Raw genomic sequence first — 23,234 nt, 5'->3', positions numbered from 1 at the left:
GTTTAAGGCTGACAATTAAAAAGCCGGTTCGCGCTGTTGCGCCAACCGACTTTTTTGTGGCGAGCAAAATACTCGCCCTCTTCTTTTCAGCAATCTGCTAACGGCGCAACGCTTACTTCGCCGCAGGGATTTGCTGCGTAATGCAGTGAATATTTCCCCCGCCCAGCAGGATTTCCCGCGCAGGCACGCCGCTAATCACGTAGCCAGGGAACATCTGTTGCAGCAGATCGCGTGCAACGTCATCCGTCTTCTCATCCAGCAGCGGGAAAATGATTTGCTGGTTGCTGATCAGGAAATTCACATAAGAACCCGCCAGACGCGAACCGGCAAGGCGCTCAACCGCATCACCGCTGTCCACGCCCTGCGCTTCCTCTTTGGTTGCATATAGCGGACCGGGGGCAGGCAATTTCCAGATTTTCAGCTCACGGCCTTGCGCATCCCGCGCCGCAGACAGCACGTCATAGGCCGCAACAGAGCGAGCGTACTGCGGATCGTTTTCATCATCCGTCCAGTGCAGTGCGACTTCACCGGGGCGCACGAAACAGCACATGTTATCGATATGGCCGTCAGTTTCGTCGTTGTACACGCCCTCTTCCAGCCAGATAATCGTCGAAATGCTGAGGTAATCACGCATCAACTGCTCGATTTCCGCTTTGCTCAGGTGCGGGTTGCGATTCGGATTGAGCAGGCACTCCGCCGTGGTCAGCAAAGTACCTTCACCATCGACATGGATCGAGCCGCCTTCCAGAATCAGCGGCGCGGCATAGCGTGCAGCCTGATGATAGTCCAGCACCTGTGCCGCGACGTTCTCATCCTGACGCCAGTCCTCATACAGACCGCCCAGCTCGCCGCCCCAAGCGTTGAACTGCCAGTCGATACCCCGACGTTCCCCCGCCGCATTCAGCACAATGGTCGGGCCAGTGTCGCGCATCCAGGCGTCGTCGCTTTCCATTTCCACCAGCGTGACGCTCACCGGCATCACTTGTTGCGCATCCGCCATGTAGCGTGCAGGCACGCCCATGATAACCGGTGTTTTCTGGGCGATGGCTTCCGCCACGCGCGCGAACGTTTTCTGCGCCGGAACGCCCTGTTCACGCCAGTTGTCGGTACGATACGGCCAAATCATCCACACGGCATCATGCGCTGCCCATTCGGCGGGCATCGCAAACCCATCCTGACGTGGCGTGGTGAGATGAGGAGTAGCTGGCTGTGACATGACTTATCTCCAGGTCTTGCCGTCAGAAGTGGCGATCATGCCGTACATGTCCGGGCGACGGTCACGGAACAGTCCCCATGACGCACGCTGTGCAGCAATGGCGTCTAAATCAAACTCATGCACTAGAATCGCTTCGTCCGTCTTATTGGCCTGTGCCACCAGTGCACCGGTTTGATCGGCAATGAAAGACGAACCGTAGAACGTCATTTCCAGACCGTCGATGTATTTGCTGGCTTCCGTACCGATACGGTTGGAGGCAATCACGGGCACCAGATTCGCGGCGGCGTGACCTTGCTGAACGCGAGTCCAGTGCGGCTGGCTGTCGATGTCTGGGTAAGCCGGTTCGGAACCAATCGCAGTCGGATAGAAAATCAGCTCGGCACCCTGCAACGCCAGGCTGCGTGCGGTTTCTGGGAACCACTGATCCCAACAAATACCCACGCCGATTTTTGCGTAGCGTGTCTGCCAGACTTTAAAGCCGGTGTCGCCCGGAATGAAGAATTGCTTCTCCTGATACGCCGGGCCGTTCGGAATATGCGTTTTACGATAAACGTCCAGCACGGTGCCGTCCGCATCAATCATCACCAGCGAGTTGTAATAGGCGTTATTGGCGCGTTCAAAGAAGCTCAACGGCAGCACGACGTTCAGTTCCGCCGCCAGTGCGGAAAAATGCTTAATTAGCGGGCTGGTTTCCAGCTCCTGCGCCAGCGCATAGTGCTCTGGGCTTTGATCGATACAGAAATACGGTGCGGCAAACAGTTCCTGAATCAGGATAACCTGCGCACCTTTTGCATGCGCTTGTCGCACCAGTTTTTCGGCGTTTTCAATGTTCTTAGGCAGATCCCAGGAACACGCCATTTGTGTTGCGGCAACGGTAACTTTTTTCATGCGAAAACCTCAATAATCTCTATGTATACCCGCCCTTTTTCACCGGCGAGTATCGGCAATAAGTGTTTCTCTCGGTCACGATTATGCATCGACGCTAACCCGCGCGGCCTTAACGAGTGTAGGCCAACACACCTGCGCATGCCCAATAGGAATATCCTGTTAAGGTCTTGACCGAAAATGACAGGCGCATTATGCCAGTTAATCACCTAACGAGAATCATAAAAAATCCCGCCTTAACAGCGGGATTGATAGCACTTCTATAGGCCAAAGAACGATAGGGTTAGAACAGTTTTTTCGCTGTATCCAGCCAGTCGCCTTTGAAAGGACGTTTCATGTTCTCAATGGCGTCGATGATGTCGTGGTGCACCATTTTTTCATTCTGGATACCGACACAGCGGCCGCCGTAGCCCTGCTGCAACAGTTCGATAGAATAAGCGCCCATACGCGAAGCCAGAATACGGTCATACGCCACTGGTGAACCACCGCGCTGAATGTGGCCGAGCACGGTCGCACGGGTTTCGCGCCCCGTTTCTTTTTCAATGTATTTCGCCAGTTCGTCGACGTCGCACACCAGTTCGGTGATCGCCACAATCGCGTGTTTCTTGCCTTTCTCAATACCTGCTTTGATTTCGCAGACCAGATCTTCGGGGCTGAACGGCACTTCCGGCAGAACGATGAATTCACAACCACCGGCAATCGCCGCCGCCAGCGTCAGGTCACCACAGTGGCGCCCCATCACTTCCACAATAGAAATACGCTGGTGGGAAGAGGAGGTGTCGCGCAGGCGGTCAATCGCTTCCAGCACGGTTTCCAACGCGGTAAAGTAGCCGATAGTGTAGTCCGTACCCGCCACGTCGTTATCGATCGTGCCCGGTAAGCCGATACAAGGGAAACCCATTTCGGTCAGACGTTTCGCCCCCATATAGGAACCGTCACCGCCGATAACCACCAGCGCATCCAGACCGCGTCTTTTCATATTTTCTACGCAAACCTGACGTACCGCTTCATCACGAAACTGTGGGAAACGCGCGGATCCCAGAAACGTACCGCCACGGTTAATCACATCCGATACGCTGTAGCGATCCAATTGCTCCATGCGATCTTCATACAAGCCCTGATAGCCATCATAAATGCCGTAAACTTCCAACCCTTCTGTGAGTGCAGAACGAACCACACCACGGATTGCCGCATTCATACCTGGTGCATCGCCACCGCTCGTCAACACGCCGATTCTTCTAATCATGACAACCTCTGGACTTGTAGATGTAATTTTGCAGGATTCTTCTATCGTAAATTCACCGCTGCCGTGAAACAGGCAGCAACGCCTTATTCTTTTATTAGCATATTATAACAAACACCCGAAGCTGAATTGATTCAGGTCAGGCTAAATTGTGCATAAATTTTCATGGCCTATCACGTTTTTAACATAAAATGCGAAACATGGCCGACTATATCGCCAACCTGCCACGCTGATTTTCCGGCACGACGGAAATCGGATCCTGATGGATAATAATATCAGCACCCGGAAACTGTTTACGTAATGCCTGCTCCAGTTCATCTGCAATTTGATGAGCCTGAACCAGCGGCAGGGCATCATCCATTTCCAGATGCAGTTGAATAAAGCGCGTTGGGCCGGAACGTCGGGTACGCAACGCATGAGCGCCGCGAATCCCCGGCCAGTTCACGATAACCTCAGCAATCGCACTATGCTCGTCATCCGGTAACGCCCGATCCAGCAGAGACTGTACAGCGTCATATCCCATGCGCAACGCGCTATATAAAATATAGCCGCCGATACCCAGAGCAAACAGCGAGTCGGCGCGCGTAATACCTTTCCAACTGAGCGCCAACGCCACCAGAATCGCGCCATTCATCAACAGGTCGGACTGATAATGCAGCATATCCGCCCGTACCGCCTGACTGTGCGTACGCTTCACGACCCAACGCTGGAACGATACCAGCAGCAGCGTGGCTACTAACGCAATGAGCGTCACCCACACGCCCACTTCTGGCGCGTGTAGCGCCTGCGGTTCCAGCGAGTGTTGTAGCCCCGTCAGAATCAGGAACAGCGCCGAACCGGAGATAAACATGCTCTGCGCCAGCGCCGCCAGCGATTCCGCCTTGCCGTGGCCAAACGCATGTTCGGTATCCGCTGGCTGCAACGAATAGCGCACCACCAACAGATTCACCAGCGACGCGGCGATGTCCACCAGCGAATCAACCAGCGATGCCAGCAGGCTCACCGAACCAGTGTGCCACCAGGCAAACACTTTCATTATAAACAGCACCAGCGCCACGGCGGTTGCGCTCACTGCTGCCAGCGTCACCAGACGCGCATAGTGTGGATTCATCATGCCCTCACAGAAAACCAATCGCCTGGGTTGTTACCCACGTTCAGCTCGTTAATGACGTTTTTAACACACGGGAATAGCGAACAAACGTAAAAATACAGCATGCCGTCGCCAACATCGCCATCGCCGCACCGATGAAACCGATGTCAGGCAGGCCCAAATGGATAATAACCTGATTGCCCAGCAGCGCACCGCCGCCGATCCCAATGTTATAAATCCCCGAATAGAGCGCCATTGCCACGTCGGTCGCATCCGATGCCAGCGTCAGCACTTTGACCTGCATCCCCAGGCTCAGTGCCATAATGGCAATGCCCCAGACGATGCACAGCGTCGACAGGCTCCAGCCGCTGAATGACAACGGCAGCAATAGCAGCAAACACACCGCTAAAAACGCGAAGGAAACAATCAGGAACCCCGCCGGATATTTACTGCTGTAACGGCTAAATAGCATGCTGCCAATGATGCCGGCACCACCAAAAATCAACAGCAAGATAGTGGTGAAATTTTCACTCAACAACGCCACTTTCTGGATAAACGGTTCAATATAACTGTAAGCGGTAAAATGCGCCGTCACGATCATCACTGTCAGGCCGTACACGCACAGCAGCGCCGGACGTTTCAGCAGAAGAGGCAAACTCTTCAATGAACCGGAATTGCTGCTCGGCAACACAGGCAGCAGTTTCATCAGACCCAGCATAATCCCCGCAGCAATCAGGCCAATCAGAACAAACGTTACACGCCAGCCCAAATACTGCCCGACCACACGCCCCAGCGGTAACCCCAGCACCAGTGCCAACGCCGTGCCGGTCGCCAGCAAACTTAATGCCTGCGCCTTTTTGTCCGCAGGCGCCAACCGTACCACCAGCGATGCCGTAATTGACCAGAACACCGCATGAGCCAGCGCCACACCGATACGGGCAATGACCAGCACCCAATAATTCCAGGCCAGACCAGACAACACATTGCTGACGACAAACAGGATAAAGATTTTGATCAGCAGGCTGCGTCGTTCCATATCACTGGACAGTAGCATGCAGGGCAACGACATCAGTCCGACCACCCAGGCATAGATCGTAATGATCAGCCCGACCTGCGCGGCGCTCATGGAAAAGCTGGCGGCAATGTCTGACAGTAACGCAACAGGGGCAAATTCAGCGGTGTTAAAAATGAAGGCCGCCAGAGAAAGGCTGACGACGCGTAACCAGGCGGTCGAACGGGAAGAACGGGTCATGGTATTGATATCAAAAGTTAACATAAAAGAATGCGCCCCCCTGTCGTGGCAGAGGCTAACGCGATGGAGCAATGGTACAGGGAAAGTATGACATCGCCGTGTAATCGGCGAGCGGCCAAGGGTGTTTCAGCGTGCTTTTATGAGGATGTCAGCCAAAAGCCTGAAGACAGGTAAGGGAACATTCATGAGCATCATTTTTGGTGCTCATATTCTACGCTTTACCGCTCCCTTACGCTGTCTTTTTTCGTGCTTTTCTTACTCAGCTTTTATCCTGCTCTCTATCGGAAAGCATGGATTGCATCAAGAGATTTCGCGGTGTACTACGGGCTTTCACTATTGTTTTTATGCAATAAAACCGCCAAAGCGGCAGCCAGTTATACCTGTTTCATATGTTCGTTAAGTGTTTCGACAATAAACGCATTCACTGAAATTTGGCGCTCAGCTGCCGCAATGGTCAGCCGTTCCCCGAATGATTCAGGATAACGAAGAGTGAACGTTTTCACTTTCTCTTCACGCTCGTAAGGTTCAATGCCGTTTTCCTGACAATCTTCCAGATATTCACGTAGCGAAATTTCACCCTCACTCCTCAAGCCATTAATACTGTCGGCGACAAAATCACAGTAGCCAGATAAGCCAATAAACTTGCCGCGAAACATACCGATTTCCGGTACGTAACTGATAATGGCCGGCTGGCCGGAAACCACCATCGTATTTGGTGTGTTGAGTGCTTTCGTCATGGTTTTACTCCTATACTTTCCAGCCATTCACGCAGGCTAACCAGTGCGCCTTTATCGGTATCTGGTGACGGGTGAGGACGATGGAATCGGGCAATACTCCCATTCAATAAAAATCGCACCCGTGACCCGCTACCTTCCTTAATTTCACCACCTAACGCAGTGATGAGTGACTCACCATTTGACCATTTAACACCTGAAAGCACGGGTGTTTTGAAAATTTGGCTCAGCGTTTCTCGCTGTTTTTTCGTAGACTGGCTAGTTTTCCCTGCATTGCCGATTCCATGATGTCATTTTTTGAAGTCATTATAGAACCCCTTCATTTGAAGTCGAATAGTGAAGTCAAAATATGTTGCCGCTTTTAAAAAAGCAAAAAAAACCCTCCATCATGGAGGGCAAAAAGACAGGGATGGTGTCTATGGCAAGGAAAAACAGGGTGTGTACCTACTACACATGACTACTCGGATTGCACTACGTTTACTACAGACGACTTACTACACTAGCGCTACTACTCGGGATTCTCTGTCTCAGTCTGGTTTGTCGTGCCTGGTGCTGGCGCGGACATCTGGTTAAACAGGGATATCTGTTGCTGCATCTCTTTCATGCGTTGCTTATGCTTCAGCTCTAATATTTCTTTCTGCGCTGGCGTCAGCAGGTTGTACATTTGGTTGCGCACTCGAGTCATCTGAATCTGACGCTCAATCTGTACACTCATCATTCGGGTTATCTGCGCTCGCACCGCCGCTTCATTAAACGTTTCTGCCGTCACCAGCTTGTGCATAGCTTTAACATCTTCGGCATTAAACGCCGGTTTGTCCTGACGACTTTGGTGCATCAAATCACGCATTTGCTGGCGCTGTTGCTCCGTCAGCCTCACGCCATCGAACATACCTTGCTGGCCGGATACACCTTTTATGGCGGAATCATCGATATACCAGCCGCTCACTGGGGCATCTCCACTTTCTGCTGCGACGGCGGTAAACGTGCCTAGCATAAGCAGTGAAGCAAGAGATAAGGTTGCGAACTGTTGCATCGATAACTCTCCAGAGCGGTACGTCATTTTGTGAATCAATGAGCATGAGTCTACGCATCTTGCTGCAAACATCCGTCAGAGGATGTAAAACTACGTAAAGTCATGGAATAGCGCTAATCTATGTCGTATTTTGCCCTTGGAGGTAGAGAAAACATGAATAAAATTCTGCTGGTTGATGACGATAGAGAGCTAACGGCTTTACTGAAAGAGTTGCTCGAAATGGAAGGTTTTAACGTCGTTGTCGCCTACGACGGCGAGCAGGCGTTACAGATATTAGATAACACCATTGACCTGTTATTACTGGATGTGATGATGCCGAAGAAAAACGGTATCGATACATTAAAAGAACTACGACAACAGCATCAAACGCCGGTCATCATGTTGACCGCACGCGGCAGTGAATTAGACCGCGTTCTTGGTCTGGAACTGGGTGCGGATGACTATCTGCCGAAGCCCTTTAATGACAGAGAACTGGTGGCGCGTATTCGCGCGATTCTTCGCCGTTCCAATTGGACCGATCAGCAGCAAGCTGGCGATAACAGCGCGCCGACGCTGGAAGTTGACGGCCTGCGTCTGAACCCCGGACGTCAGGAAGCCAGCTTTGACGATGTAGTGTTGGATCTGACGGGCACCGAATTTACGCTGCTCTACCTGTTAGCCCAGCGGCTGGGGCAGGTGGTTTCCCGCGAGCATTTAAGCCAGGAAGTGCTGGGGAAACGCCTGACGCCATTTGACCGTGCGATCGATATGCATATCTCGAACCTGCGCCGTAAACTACCAGAACGCAAGGACGGTTTATCCTGGTTTAAAACGCTACGTGGACGAGGCTATCTGATGGTATCCGCTGCATGATCAATAGTTTGACCGCCCGTATTTTTGCCATTTTTTGGTTAACGCTGGCGCTGGTACTCATGTTGGTTCTGATGGTGCCCAAGCTGGACTCGCGCCAGCTTACCGCCTTGCTGGAAAACGAGCAGCGGCAGGGCATCATGCTGGAACAGCACATTGAAGCAGACCTTGCCAACACCCCCGCCAACGATCTGCGCTGGTGGCTACGGCTGTTCTGGGTGTTGGAGAAGTGGGCTCCACCGGGGCAGCGCCTCCTGTTGATCACCAGCGAAGGGCGGATATTAGGTGCACAAAAGAATGAAATGCAGATCGTGCGCAACTTTATCGGGTTATCAGATAATGCCGATCATCCGCAAAAGAAAAACTATGGCCGCATTGAGCTATTGGGCCCCTTCTCTATTCGTGACGGTGAAGACAACTACCAGCTCTACCTGAGTCGCCCCAGCAGCAGTCCACAGTCGGATTTCATTAGTTTGCTGTTCGACCGTCCGTTACTCCTGCTGATCTTCACCATGTTGATCAGTTCACCGCTGCTGCTCTGGCTCGCCTGGAGTCTGGCGAAACCCGCGCGTAAACTCAAACATGCGGCCGATGAAGTCGCCAAAGGCAACTTACGCCAGCACCCTGAGTTGGAATCCGGCCCGCAGGAGTTTCAGGCAACGGGCGTCAGCTTTAACCAGATGGTCAGCGCGCTGGAACGGATGGTTACCGCACAGCAACGTCTGCTGTCGGATATCTCTCATGAGCTACGCACGCCACTGACCCGTTTACAGTTGGCAACAGCGCTACTGCGCCGGCGCCAAGGGGAAGGCAATGAGCTAAACCGCATCGAGACAGAAACCCAACGGCTCGACAGCATGATTAACGATCTGCTGGTGCTCTCACGCAATCAGCACAAGAACGAACTGACCCGTGAATTCCTACGCGCCGATGAGCTATGGGGCAATGTGCTGGACGATGCCGCCTTTGAAGCCGAGCAGATGGGGAAAACACTGGAAGTGCCTTACCCACCGGGGCCATGGACGCTCTTTGGCAACCCTGCTTCGCTCGACAGTGCGCTGGAGAATATCGTGCGTAATGCGCTGCGCTATTCGCACAACCACATCGAAGTGGCCTTCTCAGTGGATAATCAGGGCATCACCATCAAAGTGGATGATGACGGCCCCGGCGTGAGCCCGGAAGATCGCGAACAGATTTTCCGCCCCTTCTACCGTACCGATGAAGCGCGCGATCGCGAATCCGGCGGCAGCGGTTTGGGTCTCGCTATCGTGGAAACCGCCATTACGCAGCACAAAGGCTGGGTCAAAGCAGAAGACAGCCCGCTGGGTGGATTGCGTTTGATTATCTGGCTGCCGTTGCATCAACGGTAAATCGGGCAGCGTCTTCCCCCGCTGCCGACGCCCCCTCGACAACTCCGATGACAGGTGCCCGATAGGGCGCCTGTCATCTTCTGTTTACCTTCTCAAAGTTACACTGGATTGCGTTTTTTATGCGATTGCGTAGAGTGATCGCCACTCATGCCGAAAACAGGCAAGACCCGTGTTAAATGAAGGATACCAACCATGAAAGGAGTAACGCTGCTGGCTGGCGTACTGACCGCATTAATGAGCAGTCAGGCATTCAGTTCCAGCGATGGAGTGTGCGGCTTTTCCGACTCAGAATGCGGCATGTCCGCCCTGCCTTACCTGCAACCAGGTAATGACACGCGTACGAATCTGATGTTACTGCAAAGCCACCTCAACGGAATTTCGCTTCCGTTACCCCATCCTTTACCCGATCAAGCACGTTCACGTATCGACCCTTTCACGGCCTACCGAGTCATGGGGATCGCAGCGACGGAAACGCCTCAGACGTCAGAGCCAGGAGAGGACGTCACGGCTGATGCACCTTACCTCTCGACGCTCAACAAAGCAAAGCAACTACACCTTCCTTTATCCGTTCAGAGCACGATCTCCACGTTTTCGCCTGATGATAACGAAGGACGGCACATTTCCAACGGACTCTCCACGCTGGAAGCGTTTTTCGATGTACTTTTAGCGGACAAGCAACTCACCGAGGAACAGCGCACACTGTTGGCACATCAGCGGGTGAATCTTCTCAATCCGTTGTATACCAAAGACGCGCTGAACGAGGGTCTCGCAAGCCTGTCGGACGAAGGGCATGCCGGCGCACTTATGCAATATTTGTTCGCGGTTCTGGCGTTCTATCAGGGTCACTTTGATGAGGCGGAAAGCGGTTTTCAGGCGTTGGTATCATCACCACAGCCCTGGGTAGCCGAAACTTCACGCTATATGCTGATTCGCGCAGCAATCAATAAAGCCATGGAAAACGCGCTTGATGAATACAACATGTTCGATGCCAGTAAAGCCGATAAAGCCACTGCTCAGTTGGCCGTTCAGCATATTGATGACTACCTGAAACAGTATCCCGAGGGACAATACGTCGATTCCGCTAACGGACTGTATCGCCGCGCCTACTGGATCATGAATGATACGAATGCCCTAGCGAAAACGTACCAACACGAACTGGACGGCACCACCGATGTCGAAGACCTCCTTGAATTGAACGATGAGATCGACAATAAGCTGCTGGAAAATAGTCAGTTTACCCGTGCGCCAGACAGCGCGCCGTTGACGATGGTGCAAGACCTCAAGCGCTTGCGTTCAGATGAAGGCTGGCTGGCATTACCCGCCTTATCCACCGAAGAACTGGCCGTACAGAAACCGCTGTTTGAGCAAAACAACATGCAGGACGCGTTTAGCTACCTTCAAGCCGCCCAGCTGTTTTATGGTCAAAAAGATTACGCAGCCGTGGTTAACAGCGTTCCCGCTACGCAGGAAAACGATCTGACCGATACCGTGCGTTTTAGTCTGCAAGTATTACGCGGCCGGGCGCTGGTGCGTCTAGAGCGCTGGGATGAGGCAGAAGCGCACTGGCGCCAGTTGTTAACGCGCAAGATGGGGTACACGCAGAATCAGTTCCTGCAATTAGCGCTGGCAGAAACGCTGGTCAAGGCAGGCCATCCCGAGCGAATGTTTACCGCCGACAGCCCAGTGAAAAATCTGCGTTTCCGTTCCGCCGTGCTGAAGATTAGCGCCAACGCCGATTTGCTCCGCCAGCAAACGGGCGCACAGCAGAGCCATGAGGAGCGGGCCATTGCGCTGCATACGCTATTAACCAAGTCGCTGACCCACGGTGATTACGCCAGCTATCTCAAGGATGTTCAGTTGCGAAAAGACATCTCACCACTAGTCAGCAGCGAAAATCAAAGCTGGAATCAGGAAGATCTGACGGCATTTGACTGGGATGGCAGCGATACCGAAGAAGACTATCAATGTCCGGCGCTGAATGACGTGGTCACGACGCTGAACCAACGCCCCAGTGACGCCCGAGCGATTAACTGCCTCGGCGAATTTTTCCTGCGTACCAATAACAGCGTGGGCTTCGACTGGGGGGAAGGTAGCATGTTGAGTGGGCTCACCAACGCACCAACACAATTCGTCGGCACTGAATATAATCGTCTGGATGGTTATATGCGGGTGATTGCCGATCCGAAAGCGCCGCCGGAAGACAAAACCTATGCTCTGTATCGCGCGGTCTACTGCTATGCGCCGAGCGGCTATAACGACTGTGGTCCACAGGAAATCAGCAAGGCAACCCGCAAAGCCTGGTTTACTCAACTGAAAACCAAATACAAAGGCAGCGTGTGGGCAGACAAGCTCGATTATTACTGGTAACGCCGTCAATCGTGCTGGCCTGCATACTCTCATTCTGTACGCAGGCCACTTCCGTTAACGTAGCACCGTCAACCATCAACGCGATGAACGCCACCGTTGATGCGACACGCTATCAGGATTTCTGGCTGTGGGCAGCGGTGCGGCCCCAGCCCATTCTGCATCAGGCGCAGACGCTATACCTGCATCAAGGCGAAATAGCGCGCCGTCAGGGGAAAGTCGTGTTCCTGCGTCAGGGGATTCCGCCTAGCCAATTGCGCGTTAACCGCGTCTGGTTGGCTTTCCGCATGACTACGCTGGAACTTTCCGATCGCCATCTAAACCGGATGCTAAAGCTACGGGAAAAATGGCAGCACCACGGTAATCAGGTTGTCGGGATTCAGATCGACTTTGACGCGAAAAGCTATCAGTTAGCAGGCTATGTCGCATTTCTGACACAGTTGCGCGAGCGTTTACCCGAGGGTTGTCAACTCAGCATTACTGGGCTGCTCGACTGGTCAAAAACTGGGGATGTCTCAGCGTTAAATCGCTTACAGGGTAAGCTCGCTGAAGTGGTAGTGCAGACCTATCAGGGGCGCAGCACCATAACCAACTACGCCGCGTACCTGCCCGCGCTGCTGAAACTGACTCTGCCTTTCCGGGTAGGGCTGGTACAAAACGGCAAGTGGGAACCACAGTGGCAGCAGCGCCTTGCCACTTCACCGTATTATCGCGGGGAAGTGGTTTTTCTGGTGAATCCGCCGCTGAAAAAGTCCGCCACCGGCAGGCTGTAGCAAACCGTGGCTACAGGCAACCGCCGAAGCCATTTTGCCGCCAGGCTTCATAGCTGATGATCGCCACCGCATTGGACAGATTCAGGCTACGGTTATTAGACTGCATGGGAATGCGGATACGGAAATCTGGCTCGAAGCCATTGCGAATCTCATCCGGCAGACCGGACGTTTCCGATCCAAACAGCAATACATCACCGGGCTGGTAGCTCGGTTGGTCATAAGGGCGGCTACCTTTGGTGGTACAGGCGAAGATGCGCTTACCCGGTACCGCGGCTAGAAAATCCTGATAGTTTTTATGACGGCTGACGTTCGCCAGATCGTGATAATCCAGCCCCGCACGGCGTAGCTTTTTCTCTTCAAAATCAAACCCCAGCGGTTCAATTAAATGAAGCGTACAGCCATTGTTGGCCGCCAGTCGGATAATATTGCCAGTGTTTGGTGCAATTTGAGGCTCATAGAGCGCGATATGGAACATGAGATAACGTCAACCACGAAGGAAAATTCCGCCGCAGTATAACGCATTCCCATCACGTGCCCAAAACCTGTACACCGGAATGCGGATTACTCTGCACGACGTTTTCACCCACAGCGATTACACTTGATCTTACGGAAAAAGGCGTTCGAGCAGCGATAATGGATAGATCGTAAAGACGCTGTAAATACATCCCTGTACGCTCGGATTGCGCGGATATGAATCTCATACTGAGATTCACCCTTTCAGGGCCGTCGCAAGCGACGTTCAAAGACGCTCCTGACGTCTTTGTCCATGGCGCAAACGCTTTACTCTTCTATCCCATTATTGCCGTTTTCGTTTCGCAAATGGCTTATCGACAGGCCGAAGGCTTGTGTGGAGGTTTAATGAAACACCCTAAGACACTATTAGCCTGTGCCGCCCTGCTCGGCCTGCCGCTTCTGACAAGCGCCAATACGACACAGCCGTCGACGCCTCAGCAGCAGTTTGAAAATGGCATCAGCAGCCAAAAACAGCTACAGCAGAGTATGCAGCAGAGCCAGAAATTGCAGCAACAGCAATTGAGTCAGCAGCTCCAGCAACGCAATCAACAGTTGAATCAACAGCGTCAGCAACAACTACAGCAAGATCTACAGCGGTCACAGAGAACCACACCACCACCACCGATTAAACAGAACCCCTGATCAACGGATCTGCTCTTTTGATTTTTATTATCTTACGCGCGTAAAGAATTACGCTGAGGTGGGCATGACCGCCGGATGAGCGGTATGGACACCGCGAAAGCCTGTGCCGCGCCGGGAGCGCGTCACAGGCGGTCCGAGTAGCGGGCATGAACACCGAAGGTACCGCAAAGCGGCGTGATTCCCCGCGAAAAGCCGGGGGTCACGGGGCGGCGGCGATTGAGCCGCACCGTGTCGGGCGCATACGACAACGGTTGCAGAAAACCACGAGAACAAACGCGCACGAAACATTACATAACACTAACAGAATGCCTAACCACAGGCTTCCTAGCCAAGCGTGGCTGACTATAACCGCACACCCATCAGCGTTAAAATCAACGGCGTGGTTAATGCCGCCATCGCCGTTGATAACAGCAGGCTGGATGCCACCGGGCCGCCCAGCACATCGAACTGGCGAGACATCAGATAGACGTTGACGCCCACCGCCATCGACCCCAGCAACACAACCGCACGCGTTTCCATTTCCGGCAGACCGAGTGCGATCGCAATCCCCCAGATCACCAGCGGCTGCACCAGCAGCTTGATCGTGCAAATCGCCGTGCTAATCTGCCAACCATCGCGCACGCGGTATTCCGCCAGCCCCATTCCCAACGCCACCAGCGACAGCGGCGCGGCAATCTGCCCCAGCATGGAAAGCGGCTGATCGACATACGATGGCAGCGGCAGGCCGGTCAGGCTGAACGCCGTACCGGACAGAATGCCGATAATCAGCGGGTTCTTCAGCACGCCCAGCGCAGTTTTGGTAAAGCCCTGTAGCGACAGCGCCCCATTACGCGCCCATTCCACCGACACCGTCACCAGCGTCCACAAAATAAGCCCGTTAAACACCACGACCAGCGCGACCGATGGGATCGCCTCTTCGCCCAGCATCAGCGTCGCAATCGGCAGCCCCAGCATCACGTTGTTGGAGAAGATGCCACTCAGCGCAAACAGCGAGCCGGAGACACCATCAAGATGGAAGATCTTGCGCGCCACGATCCGCCCTAAGACAAACACCAGCAGGCAGCCGCCGAAAAAAGCGATCAGCAGTCGGGCATCCACCACCGGACGTTTGGAAAAATCCGACATCAGGCGGAACAGCATCGCGGGCATGGCGACGGAGAAGACAAAACGCGTCATACCGTCGGTCACAGTGGTTGGCCATTTACCGTAGCGAATCAGGCTATAGCCGAGCGCGATGAGAACAAAGAGGGGTAACGACAGAAAAATCTGGTGCCAAAGCGAAACAATAAATACGGGCATGAAGCCACTTCCTTATTTACCGGCACCGAGTCAGAAAGGGGATCCGCCGCAATCAAAGATAATACGGCAATAGGCGAATGCTGGTCACTTAATCATAAGTATGGATTTAGGGGAAACACGGTGATGAGGTTCCCGCAGGGATGCCTCACACCGTGGTAGCCCCGGTATCTCGATCCTTAAACGATCGACATTCGGCGATGAGCAGACCTCAGCCGGTCGCGAAGTGTGCCCCAATTAAATCTATCCGGTCAGTGCAGATGCAGTCAACGCCCCAATCCAGCAAAGTTTGCGCGCGATCAGGTTGGTTGACGGTATAAACCAGAATGCGTAAACCCGCGGCTTTCAGCGCCGCGACGCGTTCTGCCGTCAGCAGTTTGTGATTCAGGTGGATGGACACGCACCCCAGACGCTGCGTTAACGTCGGCCAGTCTTCTTCCCACTCATCCAGCAGCAGCCCGCGCGGGAGTTCTGGTACAGCCTGTTGCGCGGCTTCCAGAGCGTCGATAGAGAACGATGACAGCAGCGGTGCAACCGGATGATCGGCCCACAGCTGGCGCGCCGCCAGCGCAATCACCCGCCCGGTTTCGGTTTCATATCCGGTGGTGGGTTTAATCTCGATATTGGCTGCCATACCATACTGCGCGCAGCGTTTTGCCACTTCCGACAGCAAAGGCAGGCGTTCACCGACAAATTTATGACCGTACCAGCCGCCGACATCCAGCCCGACCAGTTTGTCCCACGGCAGTTCACCTGCAATGCCCCAGCCGTTGCTGGTGCGCTCAAGCGTGTCGTCGTGTAGGAGGAAAATCTGGCCGTCCTGCGACAGCTTGGCGTCAAATTCGATCATCTTGTGACCGAGACTGGCACCAACATCAATCGCCGCCAGCGTGTTTTCCGGTGCCAGTGAACCACCGCCGCGATGGGCGACAATGCTCGGGTAAGGCCAGAGTGTTTCCATTATTCCATCCGTAATCCGCTTTGCGAATCAAACAGGTGCCATGATGACGTCGGTAAATGCAGCCAAAGCGTCGAACCGATGGCGGGACAGTGTTCGTAAGAGAGCCGCGCGATGACGTTCTGTCCGCCCCACTTGCCGTGCGCTAAATTGTCCGCACCCAGCAGTTCGAGTGTTGAAATCTGCAACGGAATACCGCCGGTTTCGCGCGTCGCCAGCTGAATATGCTCTGGTCTAACCCCCAGCGTCAATGCTTTACCGCTCCACTGTGGCTTCGGTTCAGGCAGCGCCAGTGCGATGTCTTCACCAATTTCAAAGCGGCAACCGTCATCGCTAATGCGACCCGACCACAGGTTCATCGCAGGTGAACCAATAAAGCTGGCCACAAACAGCGAGGCAGGACGGCGATAAATTTCAGCCGGCGCGCCGATTTGTTCGGCAATCCCTTTGTTCATCACGATGACGCGCTGTGCCAGCGTCATAGCTTCAACCTGATCGTGTGTGACGTACAGACTGGTGGTTTTCAGGCGCTGATGCAGTTGCTGCAATTCGAGCCGCATTTGTACACGCAGTTTGGCATCCAAATTCGACAACGGTTCGTCGAACAGGAACACCGCCGGTTCACGGACAATCGCCCGTCCCATCGCCACACGCTGACGCTGGCCGCCTGATAGTTCACGCGGTTTGCGTTGCAGCAGCGGCATCAGCTCCAGAATTCGCGCTGCGTCTTCTACACGCTCACGAATCTGCGCCTTACCAAAGCCGCGAATTTTCAGACCGTAAGCCATGTTGTCGAACACGTTCATGTGGGGATAAAGCGCATAGTTCTGGAACACCATCGCAATGCCGCGATCTTTCGGTTCCAGATCGGTGACCCGCTGGTTATCAATATAGATGTCACCACTGGTGGTGCGTTCGAGACCTGCCACCATACGCAGCAGTGTCGATTTACCGCAGCCTGACGGCCCGACCATCACCACGAATTCGCCATCCGCGACATCCAGATCGATGGGTTGGATAATCTGTGTTTTGCCATCATAAGACTTGGTGACGGCCTGAAGTTTTAAACATGCCATAAGCGTTTCCGAAATTCGTCTCGATTTATTTTTCGCTGTCGACCAGACCGCGAACGAACCAGCGCTGCATCAGCAACACCACCAGCAGCGGCGGCAGCATGGTCAGCAGCATAGCCGCCATCACCTGATTCCACTGGGTCGCGCCATCGCCGGAGGCAATCATGCTTTTAATCCCTGCGACTGCGGTGCCCAGATCGGCATCGCTGACAATCAGCAGCGGCCACAGATATTGGTTCCAACCGTAGATAAACGTGATCACGAACAGCGCCGCCAGATTGGTCTTCGACAGTGGTAACACCATGTCGAAGAAGAAACGCATCGGGCTGGCGCCGTCGATACGCGCCGCTTCCATCAGTTCATCCGGCAGCGTCATAAAAAACTGGCGGAACAGGAAAGTGGCGGTCGCCGAGGCCATCAGCGGCAGCGTTAAACCGGTGTAGCTGTCCATCATGTCCAGCCGTGCGATCACTTCCACCGTCGGGAAAATACGTACTTCCACCGGCAGCATCAGCGTCAGGAAAATCATCCAGAAGAACAGGTTGCGCAGCGGAAAACGGAAATAGACGATGGCGTAAGCGGACAGAATAGAGACGGTGATTTTGCCTACCGTAATCGCCAGTGCCATCACAAAGCTGTTAAGCAGCATCAGCCCGAACGGCGTGGTGTTGTTGCCCGCACCGTGCAGCCAGATATAACGCAGGTTTTCCCACAGATGAGAACCGGGGATGAGCGTCATCGGCGCCTGAAAGACTTCCTGGTTATCCAGCGTGGCAGCCACAAACCCCACATACAGCGGAAACAGTACGGCAAGAATGCCGACGATCAGCATGACGTGGCTGAAAATAGTTAACCCGCGACGATTCTCAATCATTGGCATTGACCTTGTAGATTTATCTTCATTGGTAATTCACCTTCCGCTCAACAAAACGGAACTGAATCACGGTCAGCCCGATAACCAATATCATCAGTACCACCGACTGCGCTGCCGAACTGGACAGATCCAGCCCTGCGAAGCCTTCACGATAAATTTTGTAGATCAGCGTGGTCGTCGACTGCACTGGCCCACCGGCCGTCGCAGCATCGATAATCGGGAAGGTATCGAAAAAGGCGTACACCAGATTGACCACCAGCAGGAAGAAACTCACCGGTGAGATCATCGGCAGCACCAGATTGAAGAAGCGCCGCACGGGCCCAGCGCCATCAATCGCGCCCGCTTCCATCAGTGAACGAGGGATCGATTGCAGCGCCGCAAGGAAGAACAGGAAGTTATAGCTAATCTGCTTCCAGACCGACGCCAACACGACTAAAAACATCGCCTGACCGCTGTTCTGTGCGTGGTTCCACGTATAGCCCAGCAGCCCGAGAAAGTGGGTGATCAGCCCCAGACCGGGGTTAAACAAAAACATCCACAGCACGGCAGCAACGGCGGGTGCCACGGCATACGGCAGGATGATCAACGTCTGGTACAGGCGGCTGGCACGGATCACGTAGTCCACCAGCGCGGCCAGAAAGAGTGAAATCAACATGCCAAACCCAGCTACCAGAAAGCTGAATATCAGCGTGGTGTAAAACGAATCAAGGTAGTACGGGTTATTGAACAGCTGTCTGAAGTTTTCCATGCCGACAAATTCGCTGGATAACCCAAACGGATCGAGATTCTGCACCGAATACCACAGCGCCTGACCGGCTGGCCAGATAAAGAAAATCACGGTAATCAGCAGTTGAGGTAACACCAACACGTAGGGCAACCAGTTGCTACGAAAAACGGGGCGGGATGATGTCATGCGGTAACTCATTGCAAACAGAAAAGAAACAGGCCGATTCCCTTCGGCCCGGTATTGCTCAACAGAAGCGTATTACTTCGTCGATTGCTCAAAGCGACGCAGCAGCGCGTTACCGCGTTCTACTGCGCTATCCAACGCCTGTTGCGGCGTCTTCTTACCTGTCCATACGCTTTCTAATTCTTCATCCACAACGGTACGAATTTGCGGCATGTTGCCCAAACGCAGACCTTTGGTGAACGGCAACGGTGGCTTGTTCAGCATCTGACGCGTGGCGATATCCGCACCGGGGTTTTTCTCGTAGAAGCCCTGCTTCTGCGTCAGTTCGTACGCCGCAGTCGTGATGGGCAGATAACCGGTTTTCTGGTGCCATTCAGCGGCATTTTCCGGCTCGGCCAGGAACTTCATAAACTCAGCGACGCCTTTGTAGGTCGCGGCATCTTTGCCGACCATCACCCACAGGCTGGCTCCGCCGATAATGGCGTTCTGCGGCGCGCCTTTCGCATCGGCGTCATACGGCATCATACCAACACCGTAGTTGAACTTGGCGTGTTCGCGGATGTTCGCCAACGAACCGGAAGAAGCGGTCGTGATAGCGCAGTCACCGTTATAGAATTTCTCGGTCGGCTCATCCTTACGCCCGAAATAGGTGAAATCACCCTTCTTGTTCATGTCCTGCAACAGCTGGATGTGCTTAACCTGCGTTGGTTTGTTGAATTCCAACACGGCATCGGTGCCGTCAAAGCCGTTGTTTTTGCTCGCAACTGGCAGACCGTGCCAAGCGCTGAAGTTTTCAATCTGAATCCAGCCCTGCCAGCCGCTAGCATAGCCGCACTTCATCCCGGCAGCACGCAGTTTGGCGGTGTATTCAGCCATTTGCTGCCAGGTTTTCGGTGGCTGTTCTGGATCTAAACCCGCCTTCTTGAAGGCATCTTTGTTGTAGTACAGCACCGGCGTGGAGCTGTTAAACGGCTGCGACAGCAGGTGGCCGCTCTTCGCATCGGTGTAATAACCGGAGACAGTTGGCACAAACACCGACTCATCGAAATTAATGCCTGACTCTTTGAAGACTTCATAGACAGGTTTGATGGCTTTACTTGCCATCATGGTCGCCGTACCGACTTCATAGACCTGCAAAATAGCGGGCGCATTCCCAGCACGGTAGGCCGCAATCCCGGCAGCCAGGTTTTGTTCGTAGTTGCCTTTATAGACCGGCACAATTTTTACATCGCTGTGCGCTTTGTTAAAACGGTCAGCCAGAGAATTCACTTCTTTCCCTAATTCGCCTTCCATGGAGTGCCAGAAAGGAATTTCTGTCGCGGCCTGCGCACTGGCGCTCATCAGCGCTAATGCCACACACGCCGCGGCGGTGCGAATAGCATGTGTTTTACGAATTGTGTTGTTGAACATGCCTGTCTCCTGCAATCAATTAAATGCGCCATCATTACGGCGTTTTTTATGCGAAGGTAAACATGACATGAGCGCATGACAGAAAAATAACTGGAAGATGACGGGAAAGTGACAAAGAAAGGGGGGGTATAAGTAAAGAAGTCGCTTATCCTACAGTAAATAGATTTTACAGGTTTTCACTAAACATGGACGACAATCGGCGTAAGAAGTGGAGTAACGATCTAAAAGCCAATATTCAAGATAATACTGGTCGTTACTCCTTATACCACGCTATCTTGGCAGGAGATGAAAGCGGCGAAAGCCCGTTGACGCTGCATGAAATTGCCGAGCATAAAAAGTGTAATCAGAATAGTTGTTCTAGTCCGCCCCCATCGCAACAAAAGCTAGAATAACGGCATGAAACCATAAGGTTCTATTAAACACTCTGACTACCCTACTCAGGGCTATTTTCGAATGACATCAACGATGACAGTGTTAGGATCGTTGATGATTCCTATATGTATCGTTTCATCTGAATCCGTAGACTTCCAATACTCACCCGTCGTGTCTGTGTAGCTCAGCGTAAAACCAAGCGACGCTAGATAGCCGCGTATGTTTGTCGCGTCATTGGCGTTTTGAAACGTAATATTGCTGACTTCCAATGCAGGGCCATCAACCGTGGCATAGCCAAAATCATAGATAGAAGAAATACGCGGGCAATTTTTAATGATCTCGTCCGTCAGCATTTCATATCGTCGGGTGTCCTGTTCCGTGTAGCGAGAACTCCCCTCCGTCAGAATAACCATGGCAGGCCAGTAATAGATAAGCGGCAAGGCAATTAGGATCGATATGACGAGTGGTATAATTATCTTTTTTTTCATGTTATTTAAAGAAATTTGTTGTGATTTCAGTGCCATCGTAGGATGCAATACCTACATTTCCTGACTCAAAGTCATTATAAGGTTGTATTGTTTGCATAAAAGAGGGGAGAAACCCTAACCGAGGTTGAGCATAAGGCATAAGCTCAGGGTCCGGAAATAAAATAGGTCGGAATCCTATATTTTTAAAATTTCCGATAGGGCCATAGAAATCCCAGCGTTTTAATGCTTCTTCTTTACTCACTGGCCGTAATAAATAAAAAGGGTTAGGAGTAGAAACCACTCGGTAAAAACCTAATAAATCTGAAACAAGATCTTCCCCACTAAATCCACTATCTGTAACTAAATTAAATGGAAAAGAGGCCTGCATAGATTCAAACCGTTTCGCAACGGTGAGCATCATAGCAAGAGCAATGCGATGTCTTTCTTGAAGAGACCTTCCTTTTTTTATCCGCCACTTAATAAACCGGTTGATAGTGACACTTCTTCTGAGTCCAATCATGCCTTGTTTATAGGTAACATCGTAGTATGGCATTCCGTCTTCAGTATTCTCTCCGACATACATTTGTTGAATAATATCCTTAATGTCGTCCCCTTTCGCATGGCCTAAATCAATCCAACCTAGCACCTCGGTATAAATCAAGCCATATGTCACACCAGAGGCTTGTCGGCCATCAATAATTTCACTACGCACGCTCATTATTTACATTCCTTTGTTTTTCATGAGTTTATTTAATTAACGACATCACGATAATACGTTTATTTCCACATTGGACTCAAGGCGATAGTTAGACCGTCCCACTTTAGCTATCCTTTTCAACCCGCCACCAGCACCTCAACGCCCATTTTGCTTAGCGCTTCTTTGGCAGCGGCAGGCAGGCCGTCGTCGGTGATGATGCTGTCGAATACGTTGAGCGGCGTGGCGAGGTGGGTAGCGATGCGGCCGTATTTTGAGGTGCCGCACAGCAGTACGCGTTTTCTGCTGGCTGAACATCACGGCGTTTTTTGGGCGAAAACAAACATGGCATGCGCGTATGACAGAAAAATAACGGGAAAATGACAAAGAGAGGGAGAGGTAAAAGCACCGATTAAACATACTATTTCGTGCCACTACGACTGCGAACATTGTAGAAAACCCGTAATTTAGACTATAGTTATTATTACTAGTCATGTTTAAGGATGAACCGTGGCGGTATACACGACAAAGCTCTTCGATAAAAAACTAAAAAGCGAACTACTTTCAGACAGTTACCTTTGTGAGATTGCTCATGAGGTAATGAATGGTCGCTTTGAGGGTGACCTTGGCGGTGGTGTGATTAAGAAACGAATCGCATTGAATGCCGGAAAGCGTGCAGGAGCCAGAACTATCATCTTTTTCAAACTGGGCTCTAATCTATTTTTTGCCGATGGATGGAAAAAAAATCAGGTAAGGAAAGGTGTTAAAGAAATTCAGGATGACGAGCTAGCTGTTTATAAAGACATTGCTGGTGACCTACTTCAACTCACCGTTCAACAAATAGCTCAATTGGTAAAAGTGAAAGAACTACGAGAGGTGGAATGCGATGGCTGCAAAGATGAAAGAGCTGCAGGAAATGGCAAAAAGCCTGCATGAACACGGGGGTATCACTGATACCACAATGGAACGCATCAATAATCGGGTTGCAGCACGGGAATTCCGTGAACGCATCGAGCAAGCTCACGCAATGAGCGGTGCAGAAATTCAGAACATGCGCTCCCGTTATAAAATGTCGCAATCTTCTTTAGCTTACGCTCTCAATATGTCCGTTGAGAGCGTCTCAAAATGGGAACGGAATGAGAAGAAACCCTCAGGGGCTGCGCTACGTCTTCTCAATATAATCAACGAGAAAGGTCTGGATATTTTTGCCAGTTAG

Annotated in this window: 24 protein-coding genes and 1 pseudogene; 7 read left to right on the top strand and 18 right to left on the bottom strand. The window is 52.4% G+C overall.

All coding sequences use genetic code 11. The features are described from left to right. Positions 1 to 112: 112 nt before the first annotated feature. From aguA to cpxP, 8 genes are all read right to left on the bottom strand, one after another. Complete coding sequence (aguA, locus tag H0247_RS13955; protein ID WP_180743074.1) at positions 113 to 1,216, bottom strand: agmatine deiminase; 1,104 nt, start codon at positions 1,214 to 1,216, stop codon at positions 113 to 115. 3 nt (positions 1,217 to 1,219) lie between these two features. Continuing rightward, positions 1,220 to 2,104, bottom strand: coding sequence for an N-carbamoylputrescine amidase (gene aguB, locus H0247_RS13950; RefSeq protein ID WP_180743073.1), 885 nt, complete (start codon positions 2,102 to 2,104; stop codon positions 1,220 to 1,222). A 280-nt stretch (positions 2,105 to 2,384) separates the two neighbouring features. Then, positions 2,385 to 3,347, bottom strand: coding sequence for a 6-phosphofructokinase (gene pfkA / locus H0247_RS13945; RefSeq protein WP_180743072.1), 963 nt, complete (start codon positions 3,345 to 3,347; stop codon positions 2,385 to 2,387). A 205-nt stretch (positions 3,348 to 3,552) separates the two neighbouring features. Beyond that, positions 3,553 to 4,455, bottom strand: a complete 903-nt coding sequence (fieF, locus tag H0247_RS13940; RefSeq protein WP_180743082.1) for a CDF family cation-efflux transporter FieF — start codon at positions 4,453 to 4,455, stop codon at positions 3,553 to 3,555. 43 nt (positions 4,456 to 4,498) lie between these two features. Continuing rightward, positions 4,499 to 5,686 carry a sugar transporter gene (locus H0247_RS13935; protein ID WP_180743081.1) on the bottom strand — a complete coding sequence of 396 codons (1,188 nt, stop codon included), beginning with the start codon at positions 5,684 to 5,686 and terminating at the stop codon, positions 4,499 to 4,501. Positions 5,687 to 6,060: 374 nt separating this feature from the next. Next, positions 6,061 to 6,423, bottom strand: coding sequence for a type II toxin-antitoxin system HicB family antitoxin (locus H0247_RS13930; RefSeq protein ID WP_180743071.1), 363 nt, complete (start codon positions 6,421 to 6,423; stop codon positions 6,061 to 6,063). Continuing rightward, positions 6,420 to 6,701, bottom strand: coding sequence for a type II toxin-antitoxin system HicA family toxin (locus H0247_RS13925; RefSeq protein ID WP_180743080.1), 282 nt, complete (start codon positions 6,699 to 6,701; stop codon positions 6,420 to 6,422). The genes H0247_RS13930 and H0247_RS13925 overlap by 4 nt, the downstream gene beginning before the upstream one ends. Positions 6,702 to 6,928: 227 nt before the next feature. After that, on the bottom strand, positions 6,929 to 7,453 hold the full coding sequence (gene cpxP / locus H0247_RS13920) for a cell-envelope stress modulator CpxP (protein WP_180743070.1): 525 nt from the start codon (positions 7,451 to 7,453) through the stop codon (positions 6,929 to 6,931). 153 nt (positions 7,454 to 7,606) lie between these two features. On the opposite strand from cpxP, the gene cpxR reads away from it, so the two are divergent. The 4 genes from cpxR to H0247_RS13900 all read left to right on the top strand — a co-directional run bounded on the left by cpxR (position 7,607) and on the right by H0247_RS13900 (position 12,809). Beyond that, positions 7,607 to 8,305, top strand: a complete 699-nt coding sequence (cpxR, locus tag H0247_RS13915) for an envelope stress response regulator transcription factor CpxR (protein ID WP_180743069.1) — start codon at positions 7,607 to 7,609, stop codon at positions 8,303 to 8,305. Next, positions 8,302 to 9,672, top strand: a complete 1,371-nt coding sequence (gene cpxA, locus H0247_RS13910; RefSeq protein WP_180743068.1) for an envelope stress sensor histidine kinase CpxA — start codon at positions 8,302 to 8,304, stop codon at positions 9,670 to 9,672. The genes cpxR and cpxA overlap by 4 nt, the downstream gene beginning before the upstream one ends. A 192-nt stretch (positions 9,673 to 9,864) precedes the next feature. Continuing rightward, positions 9,865 to 12,039, top strand: coding sequence for a hypothetical protein (locus tag H0247_RS13905; RefSeq protein WP_180743067.1), 2,175 nt, complete (start codon positions 9,865 to 9,867; stop codon positions 12,037 to 12,039). Beyond that, positions 12,009 to 12,809, top strand: coding sequence for a DUF3142 domain-containing protein (locus tag H0247_RS13900; protein ID WP_180743066.1), 801 nt, complete (start codon positions 12,009 to 12,011; stop codon positions 12,807 to 12,809). The genes H0247_RS13905 and H0247_RS13900 overlap by 31 nt, the downstream gene beginning before the upstream one ends. A gap of 10 nt (positions 12,810 to 12,819) precedes the next feature. On the opposite strand, the gene H0247_RS13895 is transcribed toward H0247_RS13900, so the two are convergent. Beyond that, positions 12,820 to 13,284 carry a tRNA (cytidine(34)-2'-O)-methyltransferase gene (locus H0247_RS13895; protein WP_180743065.1) on the bottom strand — a complete coding sequence of 155 codons (465 nt, stop codon included), beginning with the start codon at positions 13,282 to 13,284 and terminating at the stop codon, positions 12,820 to 12,822. Positions 13,285 to 13,667: 383 nt separating this feature from the next. Here H0247_RS13895 and H0247_RS13890 point away from each other — a divergent pair, with 383 nt between their 5' ends. Continuing rightward, positions 13,668 to 13,964, top strand: coding sequence for a hypothetical protein (locus H0247_RS13890; protein ID WP_180743064.1), 297 nt, complete (start codon positions 13,668 to 13,670; stop codon positions 13,962 to 13,964). Between the two features lie 342 nt (positions 13,965 to 14,306). Here the strand turns inward: H0247_RS13890 and H0247_RS13885 are convergent, their stop codons facing one another. From H0247_RS13885 to H0247_RS19850, 9 genes and pseudogenes are all read right to left on the bottom strand, one after another. Continuing rightward, entirely contained in the window at positions 14,307 to 15,263 is a 957-nt protein-coding gene (locus H0247_RS13885) for an AEC family transporter (protein ID WP_180743063.1), read from the bottom strand. Positions 15,264 to 15,471: 208 nt separating this feature from the next. After that, a complete protein-coding gene (ugpQ, locus tag H0247_RS13880) occupies positions 15,472 to 16,221 on the bottom strand; it encodes a glycerophosphodiester phosphodiesterase (RefSeq protein WP_180743062.1) in 750 nt (249 codons plus the stop codon). Beyond that, positions 16,221 to 17,294, bottom strand: coding sequence for a sn-glycerol-3-phosphate import ATP-binding protein UgpC (locus tag H0247_RS13875; RefSeq protein ID WP_180743061.1), 1,074 nt, complete (start codon positions 17,292 to 17,294; stop codon positions 16,221 to 16,223). Before H0247_RS13875 ends, ugpQ begins: the two co-directional genes overlap by 1 nt. A gap of 25 nt (positions 17,295 to 17,319) precedes the next feature. Further along, the gene (ugpE, locus tag H0247_RS13870; RefSeq protein WP_180743060.1) at positions 17,320 to 18,165 is read right to left on the bottom strand and encodes a sn-glycerol-3-phosphate ABC transporter permease UgpE; all 846 of its coding nucleotides are present in this window, start codon (positions 18,163 to 18,165) and stop codon (positions 17,320 to 17,322) included. Between the two features lie 25 nt (positions 18,166 to 18,190). Then, a complete protein-coding gene (gene ugpA, locus H0247_RS13865) occupies positions 18,191 to 19,078 on the bottom strand; it encodes a sn-glycerol-3-phosphate ABC transporter permease UgpA (protein WP_180743059.1) in 888 nt (295 codons plus the stop codon). Between the two features lie 72 nt (positions 19,079 to 19,150). Further along, positions 19,151 to 20,485, bottom strand: coding sequence for a sn-glycerol-3-phosphate ABC transporter substrate-binding protein UgpB (ugpB, locus tag H0247_RS13860; protein ID WP_180743058.1), 1,335 nt, complete (start codon positions 20,483 to 20,485; stop codon positions 19,151 to 19,153). 443 nt (positions 20,486 to 20,928) lie between these two features. Beyond that, positions 20,929 to 21,345, bottom strand: coding sequence for a hypothetical protein (locus H0247_RS13855; protein ID WP_180743079.1), 417 nt, complete (start codon positions 21,343 to 21,345; stop codon positions 20,929 to 20,931). A 1-nt stretch (position 21,346) separates the two neighbouring features. After that, positions 21,347 to 22,042: a hypothetical protein gene (locus H0247_RS13850; RefSeq protein WP_180743057.1), complete on the bottom strand. Its 696-nt coding sequence runs from the start codon at positions 22,040 to 22,042 to the stop codon at positions 21,347 to 21,349. Positions 22,043 to 22,158: 116 nt separating this feature from the next. Next, a pseudogene (locus tag H0247_RS19850) lies at positions 22,159 to 22,329 on the bottom strand (DeoR family transcriptional regulator); the annotation flags it as partial. 199 nt (positions 22,330 to 22,528) lie between these two features. On the opposite strand from H0247_RS19850, the gene H0247_RS13845 reads away from it, so the two are divergent. Next, positions 22,529 to 22,954 (top strand): type II toxin-antitoxin system RelE/ParE family toxin, encoded by a 426-nt coding sequence (locus H0247_RS13845; protein ID WP_180743056.1) that lies wholly within the window; start codon positions 22,529 to 22,531, stop codon positions 22,952 to 22,954. Beyond that, positions 22,905 to 23,234, top strand: a complete 330-nt coding sequence (locus H0247_RS13840) for a DNA-binding transcriptional regulator (RefSeq protein WP_010303241.1) — start codon at positions 22,905 to 22,907, stop codon at positions 23,232 to 23,234. Before H0247_RS13845 ends, H0247_RS13840 begins: the two co-directional genes overlap by 50 nt.

Source organism: Pectobacterium sp. CFBP8739 (genome assembly GCF_013449375.1).
Lineage (GTDB): Bacteria > Pseudomonadota > Gammaproteobacteria > Enterobacterales > Enterobacteriaceae > Pectobacterium.
The sequence above is the reverse complement of the archived record's forward strand: the minus strand, read 5'-3'. Positions and strand labels throughout refer to the sequence as shown.